Origin of the sequence: Spongiibacter taiwanensis, from assembly GCF_023702635.1 — a bacterium.
In the GTDB taxonomy this organism is placed as follows: Bacteria; Pseudomonadota; Gammaproteobacteria; order Pseudomonadales; family Spongiibacteraceae; genus Spongiibacter; species Spongiibacter taiwanensis.
Genome location: NZ_CP098455.1, coordinates 1,268,748 through 1,284,200, shown reverse-complemented (window position 1 = coordinate 1,284,200; position 15,453 = coordinate 1,268,748). Strand labels below are relative to the sequence as shown.

Sequence of the window (15,453 nt, the reverse complement as noted above, 5' to 3'; positions counted from 1 at the left end):
GGATGCGCTTGCGGCGGGTTACTCGATTACCTGGGGAACCAGATACAGGCCGTCTTCTGTTTGTGGGGCGATTGCCTGAAAACGATCCCGCTGGTTTTCTTCGGTCACCAGGTCCGGGCGCAGTCGCTGAGTGGCATCGTGGGGGTTGGCCATCGGCTCGATATTGTCGGTATTCACCGCCTGCATGGTGTCCACCATACTAAGAATGTCGCCGATGCGTTGGCTCAGTTCTGCGCTGTGATTTTCGGAAATATCGATGCGCGCCAGCCGGGCTAGCTTGGCAATATCGGATTGCTCAATAGTCATCTTTCACCTTGGGTCCATGTCCGTGGCAAATCACGGTTGGGCCTTTCTGTCTTTAACTTTGCTTGAACGTTAATTGTGACCGGCGGCGCATTGCAGGGAAGGGGCTGCCGGAGAGCAGCAGAATCGCCGCTTGCTTGTGCAAGCCGCTAAACTTATCACATTTGCGCCTTGCCCTAAATCCCTGCCATTGATAGAGTGGCAAAGTTTTTAATTCTGGGCCCTGCAGGTCAGTCGGAGGCCGCGAAAACGCTCGGGTTCAGCCAGCCTAGCCCTGCCCAGAACGGGGCTGTACAAGGTGATATTCGCTCATGCTTAAACGTATCAGGGGCATGTTCTCCAACGATCTGTCTATTGATCTGGGAACGGCAAACACACTTATTTATGTTCGCGGCCAGGGCATTGTCCTGGATGAGCCCTCGGTAGTGGCGATTCGCGTTCACAATGGTCAGAAAACCATCGAGGCGGTAGGTATCGAGGCCAAGCGGATGCTGGGTCGGACACCGGGCAATATCACCGCCATTCGTCCCCTTAAAGATGGTGTTATCGCCGACTTTCAGGTGACTGAAAAAATGCTTCAGCATTTTATTAAGCTGGTGCATCAGAACAGTTTTATTCGACCAAGCCCTCGGGTTTGGGTCAGTGTGCCCTGTAAGAGCACCCAGGTAGAACGTCGCGCGATTCGTGAGTCAGTGCTCAGCGCTGGCGCGCGGGAAGTGCGCCTGATTGAGGAACCCATGGCTGCTGCCATTGGTGCCGGGCTGAGAGTTGAAGAGGCGGCGGGTTCCATGGTGGTTGATATCGGCGGCGGTACCACCGAGATTGCCATCATTTCGCTTAATGGTGTGGTGTACTCCGATTCGGTGCGCGTGGGCGGTGATCGCTTTGACGAAGCCATTGTCACCCATGTTCGCCGCACCTATGGCAGCTTGATTGGCGATGCCACTGCCGAGCGAATCAAGCAGGAAATTGGTTGTGCCTACCCCGGCGCCGAGCTGCGCGAAATTGATGTACGGGGCCGCAACCTGGCCGAGGGGATTCCCCGTCGGTTCACGCTCAATAGTGATGAAATCCTCGAGGCATTGCAGGAGCCGCTGCAGGTGATCATTCAGGGCGTGAAACGCGCGCTGGAGCAATCACCACCGGAACTGGCAGCCGATATCGCCGAGACTGGCATTGTGCTGACGGGTGGTGGTGCGCTGTTGCGGGGAATCGATCAACTGTTGGCCGATGAAAGTGCCTTGCCAGTCATTATCGCCGAAGATCCGCTATCCTGTGTGGCAAGGGGCGGTGGTAAGGCGCTGGAAATGATTGATCGCCATCATCTCGATATACTGTCTGCTGAGTAAACGGGTGCAACCCAACGCTAGCGGAGGCCGCAATTAAACCGGTTTTCTCTAATCGGTCCTCCTCCTCGGTAGGATCGCGATTGCTGATATTCGGTGGCTTGGCGCTAGCCTTGATCCTGCTGGGTCATCGGCTGGAGATTTCTCAGCAACTGCGCGGTCAATTGTCGGTAGTGACCGCGCCCTTCTATTGGCTGGTAGACGTGCCCAGCCGCCTCAGTGAGCAATTCAGTGGCATGTTGAGCAGCCGCAGTGAATTGCTCGCTGAAAATGAGCGACTCAAAGCTGAGGCGCTGATCCTCAATGCCAAACTGCAAAAATTCGTTGAGCTGCGGGCGGAGAACGTGCGTCTGCGCGAGCTGATGAATTCGGCCGAGCGTCTCAGTGATACCGTGGTGGTCACCGAGGTAATCGGGGTCGCTACCGATCCCAACCGGCAAAAACTGGTGGTCGACAAGGGCAGCCGCGACGGTGCCTATGTCGGGCAGCCGGTGATTGATGCCCACGGCCTGGTCGGTCAGATAACCGAAGTTGGCGCCATGAGCAGCCGGGTTTTGCTGCTGACCGATAGTGCCCACGCGCTGCCGGTGCGGGTCAGTCGCAATGGCTTGCGGGCCATTGCCGAAGGCACGGGCCTGATCAATCAATTAACCCTGACCCATGTTGCTGCCACCACTGATATCCAGGTGGGAGACTTGCTGGTCAGTTCCGGTCTGGGTGGCCGTTTTCCTGCGGGCTATCCGGTGGGCGAAGTCACTTCCGTGTCGGTGGACCCAGGCAAACCCTTTGCCGAAGTCACTGCCAAACCTCTGGCTGAGTTAGACCGCAGCCGTAACGTGTTGCTGGTGTTTAGCGATCGTCAGAGCACCGATGGGGAATAGTGATGGATCCCCATGGCCACGGCACCTGGTTTATCATCCTGTCTCTGTTGGCAGCCCTGCTGCTGAGTATTGTCCCCCTCGATGGCGGTTTTGCCTGGGCGCGACCTGACTACCTGCTGGTTGTGCTGGCCTATTGGGTGCTGGTCTTGCCGGAGCGGGTGGGTGTGATTGTGGCCTGGCTGTGCGGTTTTCTGCTCGATATATTGATGGGTGACGTGCTTGGTCAGCATGCCTTTGCACTGGCGGTGATTGCCTACATTCTGCAGGTGTCTTATCAGCGCTTACGCATGTTCACCCTGGTCAAGCAGGCTGGCTTGATTGCGGGGCTCAGCCTGTTCCATGTGTTGATTAATCAATGGTCCCAAGGCTTGAACGGCGGGACACAGTTTCATTGGTTGGTATTTCTGCCAGTGCTCTCCACCGCCCTGGCCTGGCTGCTTGCCAGACCCGTTCTGGCCTGGTTTCAGCGGCTGGCGGGAGTGAATTGATCGTGTCATCTTCTCCTCGTTTGGTGTTGGCTTCCCAGTCGCCGCGGCGCTTGGCCTTGCTGGCGCAAATTGGGATTGACGCCGAACCGCGCCCGAGTCATGTCGATGAGACGCCTCTGGCCAATGAGGATGCGGCAGCGTACGTGCTGCGGGTCGCGCGGGAAAAGGCGCTGGCCTGTAACTCGGCCGGGCCCGATGACATCGTGCTGGCGGCGGATACCGCGGTGGTGGTCGATGGGCAGATTTTGGGTAAACCTGTAGACCGGATCGATGCGGCCAATATGCTGCGGCGTCTGGCGGGTCGTAGCCATCAGGTCATGACCGGGGTGGCGCTGGGCAAACAGGCGCGCAGTGAGCGCTTTCTGGTCACCACCGAGGTGACCTTTGGGCCGATTGGCGAAGCCCAGATTCAGGCCTACCTCGCCACCGGTGAGGCCGATGACAAGGCAGGCGCGTACGGAATTCAAGGTTGGGCCGCCCAGTTTGTCAGCGGGATATCAGGTAGTTACTCTTCGGTGGTCGGTTTGCCGCTGTATGAGGTAGCTGCCAAGCTGCGGGAGTGGGGGCTGATGGACCACGGGGCGAGACAAGAGTCGGGCGATGAGTGAAGAGATATTAATTAACGTGACTCCCGTGGAGACCCGGGTTGCCACCGTTGAAAACGGCGTGCTGCAAGAGGTGTATATCGAACGCAGTCGCTCCAAAGGCATAGTTGGCAATATCTACCAGGGCAAGGTGGTTCGGGTGTTGCCGGGGATGCAGGCCGCCTTTGTTGATATCGGCTTGGAGCGCACGGCCTTTATTCACGCGTCGGACGTCGCCGCCCTGGATACCGCCAGTGGCGAGCATGCAGATATTCGCAGCAAAGTGCGTGAAGGTCAGTTGCTGACCGTGCAGGTGACCAAAGACCCGATGGGGACAAAAGGGGCTCGCTTGACAACACGGTTGTCGGTTTCTTCCCGGTTTCTGGTCTTTATGCCGGGGGCTGCGCATATTGGCGTGTCTCATCGCATCGACGATGAGCAAGAACGTCTGCGCTTGCGCGCGCTGGTGGAAAACCTGGCGGGTCAGGGTGATGAAGGTGCGCCACTGAAAGATGGCTATATTATCCGCACCGTCGCCGAGGGAATTGGTGAAGACGAGCTGGCCTCGGATGTGGCATTTTTAAAGCGACTGTGGGCGGCGGTTGAGCGGCGGATGAAACGGGATCCGGCGCCGAGCATTATCTACGAAGACCTGCCGTTATTTATGCGCACCATGCGAGACCTGGTGCGCCCCGGTTTAGAAAAAATCCGCATCGACTCCCGGGAAAGCTTTCAGCGCGTCAGCCAATTTGCCCAGGACTACCTGCCAGAGATCAGCGCGGGCCTGGAGTACTACCCCGGCGAGCGGCCGATTTTCGACCTATACAGCGTTGAGGATGAAATTCAAAAGGCCCTGGGGCGCAAAGTCGAATTGAAGTCTGGCGGCTACCTGATCATTGACCAGACCGAAGCGATGACTACCATCGATATCAACACTGGGGCCTTTGTCGGGCATCGCAACCTGGAAGAAACCATCTTCAAAACCAACCTGGAAGCCGCGGCGGCCCTGGCCCGGCAACTGCGACTGCGCAACCTTGGCGGCATCATCATTATCGATTTCATCGATATGAAAGATGTAGAGCACCGTCGTCAGGTGTTGCGGGCCTTGGAAAAGGCCATGGAGAAGGACTACGCCAAAACCAGCATTACCGGTGTGTCAGAGCTGGGGCTGGTGGAAATGACCCGCAAGCGAACCCGGGAATCCCTGGAGCATATCCTCTGCGAAACCTGTCGTTACTGCCATGGCCGGGGCTCGCTGAAATCGCCTGAAACGGTGTGTTATGAAGTGTTCAGGGAGATTTTACGGGAAGCCAGAGCCTACGAAAGCAAGCGGCTGCTGGTGATGGCATCTCAGGAGGTGGTTGACCGGCTGCTGGATGAAGAGTCGGCCAATGTCGCCGATCTCGAGGAGTTCATCGGTGCCAGTATCCAGTTCCAGGTAGAGGCAATGTACACCCAGGAGCAGTTCGATGTGGTGCTCCTTTAAGGCTGGGGTGTCTGAGTTGCGATGAGGTTGGCCTTCCGTTCGCTTTACCGGATGACCTGGGCGCTGGCACTGATTGTGCTGGTGTTGCTGGCTTTGTACGCCAGTTTGGGACGGCAATACATCGGTCTGGTAGGCGAGTACCGGGGGTGGATTCTTGAGGAAATCCGGGCCCGCACCGGAGTGGAGGTCACTCTAGACAGCCTTGGGGCTCGCTGGTCTGGTCTGGCGCCGGTCATTGAGGTGGGTGATCTGAGCATTGGCAGCCAGGATGCGATTCACATTGACGCCGCCAGTATAGAGGCCAATGTGCTCAGCTCTTTGCTGCTGGGTCGCCCGCAATTCAACAAGATACGGCTTCGCCAGCTCCGCCTGGACTTGGTGCAGCACGATGACGGTACCTGGACGGTGCCCGGTTTGTCTTCGGGAGGTGACACGGCGCCCCCCAATTGGTTGATCGATACCGCGCTGGGCATCCAATCGGCCCACTTCGACCAGCTGTCCCTGAACCTGCTTTACGCCAGTGGCGTGAACAAATCGGTTGTGCTGGAGGGCTTCTCCCTGGAGGGGGATGGCGAGTTTCGACGTGTGTTCGCCAGCCTCAACACCCAGTCCAAGGGCGCAATTTACCTGTTGGCGGAGGCCTACGGTGACCCCAGAGATACCCGGGGTTTCTATGGCAACGGCTACATCAAAATTGATCAGAGTCGGTTTTCGGCCCTGACCCCACTGTTTCAGGAAGAAGCCCTGCTGGTCGACAGTGAGGTCAGTGGACAGCTCTGGCTGAGTTGGCGGCGGGGCCAGCGCCTGACGCTGCAAGGGGAGCTGAACTCCCCAGCGCTGCCGGTGGGGGCGCTGTGGAACGCACCGGACTACCGGCTGGAGCAGGTCAATATGCGCTTTGTCGGCAACCACGCCGACAATAACTGGCAGATCAGTTTTGCTGATTTTGATGCCCTGTGGCGGGGAAACACCCTGGACCTGGCGGGGCTCACGCTGTTTCACCCGGAGCCGGATCGCTGGGGGCTGAGCCTGCCGCAATTTTCGGTTGGCGCCTGGGCGGCATTGCTGAGCGAGGCGGAGCCCTTTCCCGGTCAGGAGGTACTGCTGGAGCTTGCGCCCAAGGGCGCATTGAAACGCATTCGGCTGGATTGGCAGCGACCGGAAACGCCAGAACAGCCGGTGGATTTTCGAATGCGGGCCGAGATGCATGCCGTCAGCGTGCAGCCCTGGCGGGGGGCACCCGGCGCTGAGGGTGTCGATGGCTATGTGGAGCTGACCGCAGACAGCGGGATGGTTGCGGTATTGTCCGAGCGGGCAACCTTGAGTTTTCCCGAGCTCTACGACAAGCCCTTTGAGCTGGCCGACGTGAATGCCGAGTTGCGTTGGCACATTGCGGATAAGCGTCTCGGGCTGCAGTCGGGTGCAATTCACGCCAAGCATCTGGGGCAGCCGATGACGGCGTCGCTGGCGCTGGATATTCCCCTGGAGCACGACGAGGCGAAGGGGCCGGCAATGACCCTGGCGATCGGCGCTAAGGATGCGGATGTTCGCCGCCATGCCTGGTACACCCCTAAAATTCTGAACGCCTCCTTACTTGAATGGCTGGACACGGGATTGCAGAGTGGTCGCGCCAGTGAGGCGGCGTTTTTGTACCACGGGTCGTTGCGCAAGGCAGAGGAGGATCGTCGGTCGATTCAGCTGGCGATCAACCTTGCCGCCGGGCAATTGCAATTCCTGTCGGAATGGCCGCAGCTGGTGGTGGGTGAGGCCCGCTTGCTGCTGGATAATCATCATTTCACCGCGACCACATCAGCTGCCAGCCTGCTGGATGCAAACGTTGACACGGCTCGGGTAGAGATTGATCAAGATGCGAAGGGCCGGCCTCGTTTGACAGTCGCTGCTGAGGCCAAGCTTAACTTTGCTGAGGGTAAGCGCCTGCTGTTGGATACTCCCATTCAGCGCCATATCGGCAGCTTTCTGGACGACTGGACCGGGCAGGGCCGCGCCGATGTGGCCTTCAACCTGCAGCAAATCCTGAGCGCCGGGCAGGCCCCCCAATTCGATGCTCGCGTGGGGCTTGAGCTTCCCCGGCTGCACCTGACTGATCAGCGCCTATCAGTATCGGGCGTTCAGGGGCGCCTGCATTACTCCTCCGAAACCGGGCTTGCCAGTGAGGGGCTGCGGGGGAGGGTATTTGACAAGGAGGTTAACCTGCTGGTGACCCAGCGGGGCAGAGAGGTGCTGGTGGATGGCCGAGCCCGGCTCAGCGCTGCAGATCTGCAGCGCTGGCAACCGCTGCAAATTCTGAACATTCTCGATGGCGAAACGGATCTGCATATGCGGATTACCGCCGGGGGTGACCAGCCGCAGCTGGTATTCACTTCTGAGTTGCAGGGGCTTGCCCTGATGTTGCCGCAACCCCTGTTTAAGGATGTCGATGAAAAACGTAAAACCCGGGTGACCATCCCTCTGGATAATCCGCCCGGTGAGACCACTATTCTGGTGGGTGTGGCGGACACGGGCAAACTTGGCGTGCGCCTGCGCGATGGCCAGCTGCTGGGCGGCCATTTGCGGCTCGGGGCGAATGCCGAAGTGGCTCCCGGGGCAAACGGCTTGGTGATTGACGGCCAGCTTCCCTTCGCTGCGCTGAGTCAGTGGCAAATGGCGATGGAACGTTATTTATCCGATGACCCGGCTCAAGCGGCATCTCCGGCTGGGCTGGAAGAGGTGCCATCGGCGCTCACGGTGAGCGTGAGCGGTTTGGCGGTGGCGTCACTGGAAGCGATGGGGCAGGTCTTTCAGGACGTGACCATCGACGCCGACATTGGCTCAGCGGGCAAAAACGTTCGGCTTGCGGGCCCCGACTTGGCTGGGAAAATCCACCTGCCAGCGGCGGCGGGTAGCCCCATTGTGCTGAACTTGGATCGCCTTGCGCTGGCCTCTCTCGCCGATGAACAGGGCGGTGAGAGTGGTGGTGGCCTGGCCGATCTCGACCCGCGTGACTTTCCCGCGATCAACCTGGATATAGCGGACCTTTCCGTTGCTGGAAAGCCCTGGGGCAGCGTTGGCTTTGACCTGCGCAGCGATGGTCGCGGCGCCCACTTTGATCGTCTTCGTGGCCGGATTCGAGGTATCAAGCTCGACGCCGGAGATCAGCCATCCCGCTTGGACTGGCTAAGGGACGAGCGCGGTGATCGCTCCTATCTCGATGGCCAGTTTGACCTTGGCGACTTGGGCGACGTGCTCGAGCAATGGGGGTATAGCCGAGCAATCGAGAGCAAGCAGGGTTCGATCGATGCCCGCCTCAGCTGGCCGGGGGCTCCCGATCAATGGCAGCTGTTATCAAGCGAGGGTGAGCTCAATTTTGATATCGAGGACGGTCGGTTTTTCCGGGTGTCGGACACGGCCAGCGGTGCCTTGCGGCTACTCAGTGTCTTTAATATGGCGAATATTGTCAGACGATTGAAATTTGATTTTCGGGATGTGTTTTCCAGTGGGATCGCCTTTGACAGCATGCGCGGCGCGCTGGTGCTGGATGATCGCCAGCTGATTTTTAGTAAGCCGATGGAGGTGAAGGGGCCCTCCAGTGCATTTCAGATGAGCGGTGATATCGACCTGGAGCGGGAAGTGCCGGATTTGCGTTTGGTTGCCACCCTGCCCATTGGTAGCAATTTGCCCTGGATCGCGGCATTGGTCGGCGGCTTGCCCGCGGCGGCAGGTGCCTATGTGGTAAGCAAGGTATTTGAAGAACAGGTCGACAGCTTCTCCAGCGCGGTCTACGACATCGACGGCACGCTGAGCAATCCTGAGCTGACCTTTCAGCAGATTTTTGACGTAGAGTCTGCCACTGGCGGTGACGATGCCAGTTCCCGCCGCAAGCAGGGGGTAACCCGGTGAGCGTAGTAGTGGTGGCGGCGTTGCAAATGGTGTCTACCGGGGAGGTGGCTGCCAATCTTGCCGAGGCGCGGCAGTTGGCCGAACAGGCGGTGGCCCAGGGGGCGCAGATGCTGGTGTTGCCAGAAAGCTTTGCGCTGTTTGCCGGGGGGGATGTGATGGCCCTTGCGCAGGCCGAAGCCGAGGGTGGTCGGCTGCGCCGATTTCTTGCTGAGTTAGCCGTTGATTTGAATGTCCTGGTGGTGGGGGGAACGCTGCCTCTGCCAGCCGCCGATGGCCGCGTGAGACCTTGCTGCCATGTGTATTCCCGCGCTGGGGAACTGCTGGGGGTATACCAAAAGACCCATTTGTTTGATGCCGACGTGGCCGATTCTCAACAGTGTTATCGTGAGTCGGACCAGTATGCACCGGGAAATTCAGCTTTGGTGGTGGACACCGAGTTTGGTCGACTGGGTGTGGCGGTATGTTACGACCTGCGCTTTCCCGAGTATTTTCGGGTGCTACAGGATCAGGGGGCGGAGATCGTTGCGGTGCCTTCGGCCTTTACCCGGCGCACTGGCTGGGCCCATTGGTCGCCGCTGATGCGCGCCCGGGCCATTGAGAACCAGACGCTGATGATCGGCGCCAATCAGGGTGGCATGCACAGCGCCACGCGCCTCTGCTCTGGTGGATCGATGGTGGTGGATGCCTGGGGCACCGTGCTTGCGGAGGCGGGGCTCGGCGCCGGGGTGGTGGTCGCCGCGTTTGATGCGGCGGCCCAACAGCGCATTCGCCAGCAAATGCCGGTCGCCAGTCACCGCCGCAATTTGCCTCGCTAGGGCTTATTCATTCTGGTGCTCGTGCAGGCTGCGCAGGTATTTAAATAACTTGCGCTTTGCTGCTGGCGGCTTATTGTTTGCGGCTTCCTTTCCCGCTTGCAGAATAAGTTGGCGCAGCTGCTGGCGATCCGCTTCGGGGTACTGCTCCACCACTTCCTCTACCGCACTGATACCCACTTCGACCAGGCGGTCCCGCATTTCCTCCAAGGCGTGAAACTGGCGGGCCAGCTCTTGATGGCCTCGCTGGCGCTCCGCTAAGGCTTCGCGAATGGGCTCAGGGTCGGTCAGGCGCATCAGCTTGCCAATATACTGCATCTGGCGGCGCAGGCCCTCGCGGCTCTTGATGCGCTTGGCTGTGGCGATGGCCTCAATCAGATCGTCGTCGCTGATTGGAATTTTGGCGAACTCGGCGTCACTGAGTTCGATGAGTTGCTTGCCCAGGTCCTGGAGCTCCAGCATTTCCTTTTTGAGGGCGGTTTTACTGGGTTTTTCGTTGGCGTCGTCGTTCACATTACATCCGGTTTACGCGTAAAAAAGGCTGGCCAAGCCAAGGAATGAAAGGAAGCCCACCACATCGGTGACCGTGGTTAACACCACACCACCGGCCAGGGCGGGATCGATATTCAGCGATTTCATTGCCAGGGGCAACAGCGCCCCGGCGAGGGCAGCGGTAATCAGATTGATGACAATGGCGGCGGCAATGATGACGCCGATCATCGGGTCGTCGAACCACAGGGTGGCCGCCAGCGCGATGACCAGCGCCCACACCAGTCCGTTCATGGCGCCGACAAGTAATTCTCTGCTCACCAGCCAGCGACTGTTGTTGCGGCTGATATGGCCAAGTGCCATGCCGCGAATCACCACGGTGAGGGTCTGGGTGCCGGCCACGCCGCCCATGCTGGCGACGATGGGCATCAGCACGGCAAGGGCCACGACTTTTTCGATGGTGCCCTCGAACATATTGATCACCCCGGAGGCGATAAAGGCGGTGATCAGGTTGATACCCAGCCATACGGCCCGGCGGGGGGCGGTGGTCAGCACCGCAGCAAAGGTGTCTTCATCTTCGTCCAGGCCCGCCATACTCATCAGGGAGTGGTCGGACTCTTCCCGAATAACATCGACCACATCGTCGATGGTGATACGGCCGAGCAGGTTGTGTTCGGCATCGACAACTGGTGCGGAGACCCAGTCGTGGCGCTGGAACAGGGTGGCCACCTGGGCGGCGGGGAGGTCGGCCGGAATGGGCTCTACCTCGGTGTCCATTACCTCCCGCACGGTGACGTTGGGATCAGACACTAGCAGTTTGCGCAGGGACAGCAGGCCGATGTACTGGTCGTTGCGGTTCACCACAATCAGGCTGTCAGTCATCTCCGGCAAATTGTCATGGCGGCGCAGATAACGCAGGGCAACGTCCAGGGTGATGTTAGGCCGCACCGTGATGGTGTCGGTGTTCATCAGACCGCCGGCGCTGTCCTCGTCGTAGGACAATACGTGTTCGATCCGCAGCCGGTCCTGCTGGTCCATGGAGTCCAGCACTTCCCGGATGACCCGGTCTGGCAGTTGCTGGAGGATGTCGGCGATATCGTCGGCCTCCAGCCCCTCGGTCATGGCGGCCACTTCTTCGGCGTCCATTTGCCGCAGGAACTGACTCTGCACCTCATCGTTGAGGTACTGGAGAATGTCCCCCTCGTTTTCGATATCCACTAGCTGCCAGAGCACCGCCCGGACTTTCTGCGGGGTGGATTCAATGAGGTGGGCGGCATCCGCGGGAGGCAAGCCGTTGATCATGCGGCGAATCTGCAGGAAACCGCCACCGCTCAGGGCCTGATTAATGGCCTCGAGTTGGGATTCGGTGTAGTGCTGTTCTGCGCTTGCCGCCATAGGGCTCTCTGAAAATCTTGGGGGAGGGGCGTCGCCGGTGCGCCGCAGTGCAGAATTATCCTTGAAAGGGGTGTCGACAACAATCGAATCGCGGACCGATTGCCGGCTTAAAGTAGCAGTGCTGAGTGCTTATTCGCCTTCGTCAAAGCGGTTGTTGATTATTTCCACTAGCGCAGCCAGGGCTTTCTGCTCATCGTCGCCTTCGCAGCGAAGGGTCATTTCGGTGCCTTTGGTGGCGGCGAGCATCATGACGGCCATGATGCTTTTGCCGTCCACGGTGCGGCCGTTTACCTCGGCTTCAATCCGGGCGCTGAAAGCGCCCGCCGTGCCGACAAACTTTGCCGCCGCGCGGGCGTGCAGACCAAGCTTATTTATGATTGTTATCTTGGTTTCAACCATGCCAGTTCATCTATTGTTGCAGTTCGCGATGGCGAACTTGAAGGCCGGGGTGCTTGGGGAGAAGAGCACTGGCCAGTTTTTCCGCCATGTATACTGACCGATGCTGTCCGCCCGTGCAACCAATGGCAACGGTGAAGTAACTCCGGTTGCTGGCCTCGATTTTGGGCAGCCAATGGCCCAGGTAGGCGAGGATGTCGGCGTACATCTGCTGCACGTCGTCTTGCGCATCGAGGAAGTCAGCCACGGGCTGGTCGCGGCCCGTAAGACCGCGCAGTGCTTCGTCCCAGTGGGGATTGGGCAGCATGCGCAAGTCGTATACCTGGTCGGCATCAATGGGCAGGCCGCGCTTGAAACCAAAGGATTTTAGTTGAATCGCCAGGGTTGCTGCCTCGGCACCCAGAATACGGTCGCGGATCGCGCCGCGCAGGTCGTGGACCGTCATGTCGCTGCTGTCGATGGTCAGGGAGGCTTCCATCACGATGGGCTCCAGCAGCAAGGCCTCAAGCTTGATCGCGTCGGCCAGCGGCAGCGCCGAGCTGGTCAGCGGGTGACGGCGGCGCGTTTCGCTGAACCGTTTAATCAGTTTGTCTTCGGCGGCATCGAGAAACACGATGCGCAGATCGGCGTACTGGCGAACCTGGTCGCACAGTGATCTGAAGCGCTGTAGCTCGGTTTCGGAGTTGCGGGCGTCGATACACACCGCCACTTTCTGGTGGGCCTTGATGGGCTTTTGGGACAGTTCTCTGACCAGCTCGGGCAACAGCGCAATGGGAAGATTGTCGATGGCGTAAAAGCCTTCGTCTTCCAGCTGGTGCAGTGCGGTACTTTTGCCCGATCCGGAGCGGCCGCTAATGATGGTCAGTTGCATAGGCTGGCGCCCTTGGGTCAGTGAGCGATAGCTGCCTTAAAAAGGGCGGCAGCGTCTTCTGCCTGGCGCAGGCTGCGACGAAAACTCTCTTCGTTGAAGGCGGAGGCGAGGGCACCCAGCACTTTAACGTGCTCGTCGTGGGCCTCTGCCGGTACGATCAGGGCAAACACCAGGTCGACCGGTTGATCGTCAATGGATTCAAATTCGATGGCCTTTTCAAGGCGTACCAACAGGCCGGTAATACTTTCACAGCGGCTGCTGCGGCAATGGGGAATGGCCACCCCGTGGCCGATGCCGGTGCTGCCAAGGCGCTCCCGGGCAAGCAGGTCATTGAACAGCTCGTCGGGATCGTAGTTGTGATCGTCCTCGCTGATGAACTTGGCAACTTGTTCAAGGAGGCGTTTTTTGCTGTTAACGGACGTACCACAATGGGTACGTCCTTGGCTGAGGATGGAGTCTAGGTTCATGGTTATCGCAATCTGGTAGCAAAGCTGGCGCTAGCGAGCCAGGTGCTTTTCCTTGTGTTTGATGAGTTGCCGATCGAGCTTGTCGGTGAGACTGTCGATGGCGGCGTACATATCCTGTGACTCGCAGGTGGCGAACAGATCTGCGCCGGCAACATGGACAGTGGCTTCTGCCTTCTGGATTAACTTTTCGACCGTCAGGGTGACGTCGGTATTGGTAATGTTGTCGAAATGTCGCTGCAGCTTGGAAAGCTTGTTGTTAACGTAGTCGCGGAGAGCGGGGGTAACTTCTACGTGATGACCACTAACAGTTATCTGCATATTTTTGCTCCTTCATCGCTGTAAGCAATCAGCGCCTCCCGGCGCGCAAGTGACGGTCGCGACCTGAGTCGCGGCCACTATACCAGCCGCTTCCGCTCGTTTGAGGGCGGAATGACCAGTGATTCCCGATATTTCGCAATGGTTCGCCGGGCCACTTGAATGCCCTGGTCAGCCAGCAGTTCGGTAATTTTGCTGTCGCTGAGGGGCTTTCTGGGATTTTCGGCCGCAACCAATTTCTTGATGAGCGCCCGAATGGCGGTGGATGAGCATTCCCCGCCGGTGTCGGTGGACACATGGCTGGAGAAAAAGAACTTCAGTTCGAAAATGCCGCGGGGGGTGTGCATGTATTTTTGGGTGGTGACCCGGGAAATGGTGGATTCGTGCATGCCTACGGCCTCGGCGATATCGTGCAGAACGAGAGGCTTCATTGCCTCCTCACCATATTCTAGAAATCCCCGCTGGTATTCAACAATCTTGCTGGCCACTTTCATCAGTGTTTCGTTGCGACTTTGCAGGCTTTTGATGAACCAGCGAGCCTCCTGCAGATTGTCGCGAATGTAGTCGTTGTCGTTGCTGTTGCTACTTTGCCGTGCCAGCGCCGCGTAATGGGAGTTGATCTGGATTTTGGGGGCGATGTCCGGGTTCAGCTCCACCAGCCAGCGGCCTTCCTTTTTGCTGACGAACACATCCGGGACCACATATTCCGTTTCGCTGCCACCGATGGCGTCGCCAGGAGTGGGGTTCAGCGACTGGATCAGCTTGAGGATTTCCTTGAGCTGATCTTCCTTGATGCGACAGCGGCGCATGATCTGGTTGTAATCCCGGTTGCCCAATTGGGCCATGTACTGGCCGACCACTAGCAGCGCTTCCTCCCGCCAGGGCGTTTCCGGGGGCAACTGGCGCAGCTGGATCAGCAGGCATTCCTGGAGGTCGCGGCCGCCGACCCCAGGGGGATCAAAATTCTGGATAAGGCGTAATACCGCCTGTACTTCTTCGGCTTCAATATCTTCATTGTCGAAGCTCTCGACCAGATCCTCCACCGACACGGTGAGCCGGCCCTTCTCGTCGATGGCATCAACAATAGCATCGGCGATCAACTGATCGATATCAGAGAGACGGCTGAGGTTCAGCTGCCAGCGCAAGTGGTCCTGCAGGGAGTCGGAGCTACCCTGGCGAAAGTCATTGCTGAACTCGCTGTCGTCGGCTGGCCCGAGGGAGGCGCTGCCGCTGCTTTGGTAAACATCATCCCACTGGCTGTCGACGGGCAGATCTTCCGGGATTTCGCTGCGCTCGGCCCAGCTGTCGTCGCTGCTGGCGGAGGTTTCTTTAGTCTCTTCTGTCTGGCTGCGTTCAGCGGTGGTGGATTCTGGCGCCGCGGCGGGGGTGTTCTGCTGGGCGGGTTCGCCTTCTGGGGTGTCATCCTCGCCGATTTCCAGTAGTGGATTGGAATCCAGAGCCGACTGAATTTCTTGCTGAAGATCGAGGGTGGAAAGTTGAAGTAAACGAATCGCCTGTTGCAGCTGCGGGGTCATGGTCAGCTGCTGGCCAACCTTGAGCTGGAGCGATTGTTTCATAAGCAGTGGCTTCTACAACATTAAGAAGGTAACGCGAGCACATTGTGCTCTACCAGAGGGCGGGATGCCCAAGCATTCTACGACGGGCAGTGCCCTCGAATGTCCAACTTGAGTGTAGACGCCTCTCTCGATCCCTGCAATAGCTG

At 58.8% G+C, this 15,453-nt stretch carries 15 protein-coding genes; 7 read left to right on the top strand and 8 right to left on the bottom strand.

The window, feature by feature from the left end:
* Positions 1–18: 18 nt before the first annotated feature.
* Positions 19–306, bottom strand: coding sequence for an Asp-tRNA(Asn)/Glu-tRNA(Gln) amidotransferase subunit GatC (gene gatC / locus NCG89_RS05980; protein WP_251088854.1), 288 nt, complete (start codon positions 304–306; stop codon positions 19–21).
* 308 nt (positions 307–614) lie between these two features.
* Between gatC and NCG89_RS05975 the strand changes: the two genes are divergently transcribed.
* The 7 genes from NCG89_RS05975 to NCG89_RS05945 all read left to right on the top strand — a co-directional run bounded on the left by NCG89_RS05975 (position 615) and on the right by NCG89_RS05945 (position 9,800).
* A complete protein-coding gene (locus tag NCG89_RS05975) occupies positions 615–1,652 on the top strand; it encodes a rod shape-determining protein (RefSeq protein ID WP_251088853.1) in 1,038 nt (345 codons plus the stop codon).
* A gap of 80 nt (positions 1,653–1,732) precedes the next feature.
* Positions 1,733–2,530: a rod shape-determining protein MreC gene (mreC, locus tag NCG89_RS05970; protein WP_251088852.1), complete on the top strand. Its 798-nt coding sequence runs from the start codon at positions 1,733–1,735 to the stop codon at positions 2,528–2,530.
* 2 nt (positions 2,531–2,532) lie between these two features.
* Positions 2,533–3,018, top strand: a complete 486-nt coding sequence (gene mreD / locus NCG89_RS05965) for a rod shape-determining protein MreD (RefSeq protein ID WP_251088851.1) — start codon at positions 2,533–2,535, stop codon at positions 3,016–3,018.
* Between the two features lie 2 nt (positions 3,019–3,020).
* Positions 3,021–3,626, top strand: a complete 606-nt coding sequence (locus NCG89_RS05960; protein ID WP_251088850.1) for a Maf family protein — start codon at positions 3,021–3,023, stop codon at positions 3,624–3,626.
* Positions 3,619–5,088 carry a ribonuclease G gene (gene rng, locus NCG89_RS05955; protein ID WP_251088849.1) on the top strand — a complete coding sequence of 490 codons (1,470 nt, stop codon included), beginning with the start codon at positions 3,619–3,621 and terminating at the stop codon, positions 5,086–5,088. Before NCG89_RS05960 ends, rng begins: the two co-directional genes overlap by 8 nt.
* Before the next feature lie 21 nt (positions 5,089–5,109).
* Positions 5,110–8,985, top strand: a complete 3,876-nt coding sequence (locus tag NCG89_RS05950) for a YhdP family protein (protein ID WP_251088848.1) — start codon at positions 5,110–5,112, stop codon at positions 8,983–8,985.
* Positions 8,982–9,800 (top strand): carbon-nitrogen hydrolase family protein, encoded by an 819-nt coding sequence (locus tag NCG89_RS05945; protein WP_251088847.1) that lies wholly within the window; start codon positions 8,982–8,984, stop codon positions 9,798–9,800. The genes NCG89_RS05950 and NCG89_RS05945 overlap by 4 nt, the downstream gene beginning before the upstream one ends.
* Positions 9,801–9,803: 3 nt before the next feature.
* Here NCG89_RS05945 and yjgA read toward each other — a convergent pair whose 3' ends face one another.
* From yjgA to NCG89_RS05910, 7 genes are all read right to left on the bottom strand, one after another.
* Positions 9,804–10,310: a ribosome biogenesis factor YjgA gene (gene yjgA / locus NCG89_RS05940; protein WP_251088846.1), complete on the bottom strand. Its 507-nt coding sequence runs from the start codon at positions 10,308–10,310 to the stop codon at positions 9,804–9,806.
* Between the two features lie 12 nt (positions 10,311–10,322).
* Positions 10,323–11,681, bottom strand: coding sequence for a magnesium transporter (mgtE, locus tag NCG89_RS05935; protein WP_251088845.1), 1,359 nt, complete (start codon positions 11,679–11,681; stop codon positions 10,323–10,325).
* A gap of 129 nt (positions 11,682–11,810) precedes the next feature.
* Complete coding sequence (locus tag NCG89_RS05930) at positions 11,811–12,080, bottom strand: HPr family phosphocarrier protein (protein ID WP_251088844.1); 270 nt, start codon at positions 12,078–12,080, stop codon at positions 11,811–11,813.
* Between the two features lie 10 nt (positions 12,081–12,090).
* Positions 12,091–12,948: an RNase adapter RapZ gene (gene rapZ, locus NCG89_RS05925; protein ID WP_251088843.1), complete on the bottom strand. Its 858-nt coding sequence runs from the start codon at positions 12,946–12,948 to the stop codon at positions 12,091–12,093.
* Positions 12,949–12,965: 17 nt separating this feature from the next.
* Positions 12,966–13,415 (bottom strand): PTS sugar transporter subunit IIA, encoded by a 450-nt coding sequence (locus NCG89_RS05920; RefSeq protein ID WP_251088842.1) that lies wholly within the window; start codon positions 13,413–13,415, stop codon positions 12,966–12,968.
* A gap of 30 nt (positions 13,416–13,445) precedes the next feature.
* Positions 13,446–13,733: a ribosome hibernation-promoting factor, HPF/YfiA family gene (gene hpf / locus NCG89_RS05915; protein WP_251088841.1), complete on the bottom strand. Its 288-nt coding sequence runs from the start codon at positions 13,731–13,733 to the stop codon at positions 13,446–13,448.
* 77 nt (positions 13,734–13,810) lie between these two features.
* A complete protein-coding gene (locus NCG89_RS05910) occupies positions 13,811–15,307 on the bottom strand; it encodes an RNA polymerase factor sigma-54 (protein ID WP_251088840.1) in 1,497 nt (498 codons plus the stop codon).
* Between the last annotated feature and the right edge of the window lie 146 nt (positions 15,308–15,453).

Coding starts and splice junctions, on each gene's coding strand:
- mreD (WP_251088851.1), top strand. CDS start 2,533: ATGGATCCCCATGGCCACGGCACCTGGTTTATCATCCTGTCTCTGTTG.
- gatC (WP_251088854.1), bottom strand. CDS start 306: ATGACTATTGAGCAATCCGATATTGCCAAGCTAGCCCGGCTGGCGCGC.
- NCG89_RS05920 (WP_251088842.1), bottom strand. CDS start 13,415: ATGAACCTAGACTCCATCCTCAGCCAAGGACGTACCCATTGTGGTACG.
- rapZ (WP_251088843.1), bottom strand. CDS start 12,948: ATGCAACTGACCATCATTAGCGGCCGCTCCGGATCGGGCAAAAGTACC.
- hpf (WP_251088841.1), bottom strand. CDS start 13,733: ATGCAGATAACTGTTAGTGGTCATCACGTAGAAGTTACCCCCGCTCTC.
- rng (WP_251088849.1), top strand. CDS start 3,619: ATGAGTGAAGAGATATTAATTAACGTGACTCCCGTGGAGACCCGGGTT.
- NCG89_RS05930 (WP_251088844.1), bottom strand. CDS start 12,080: ATGGTTGAAACCAAGATAACAATCATAAATAAGCTTGGTCTGCACGCC.
- NCG89_RS05975 (WP_251088853.1), top strand. CDS start 615: ATGCTTAAACGTATCAGGGGCATGTTCTCCAACGATCTGTCTATTGAT.
- mgtE (WP_251088845.1), bottom strand. CDS start 11,681: ATGGCGGCAAGCGCAGAACAGCACTACACCGAATCCCAACTCGAGGCC.
- NCG89_RS05950 (WP_251088848.1), top strand. CDS start 5,110: ATGAGGTTGGCCTTCCGTTCGCTTTACCGGATGACCTGGGCGCTGGCA.
- NCG89_RS05910 (WP_251088840.1), bottom strand. CDS start 15,307: ATGAAACAATCGCTCCAGCTCAAGGTTGGCCAGCAGCTGACCATGACC.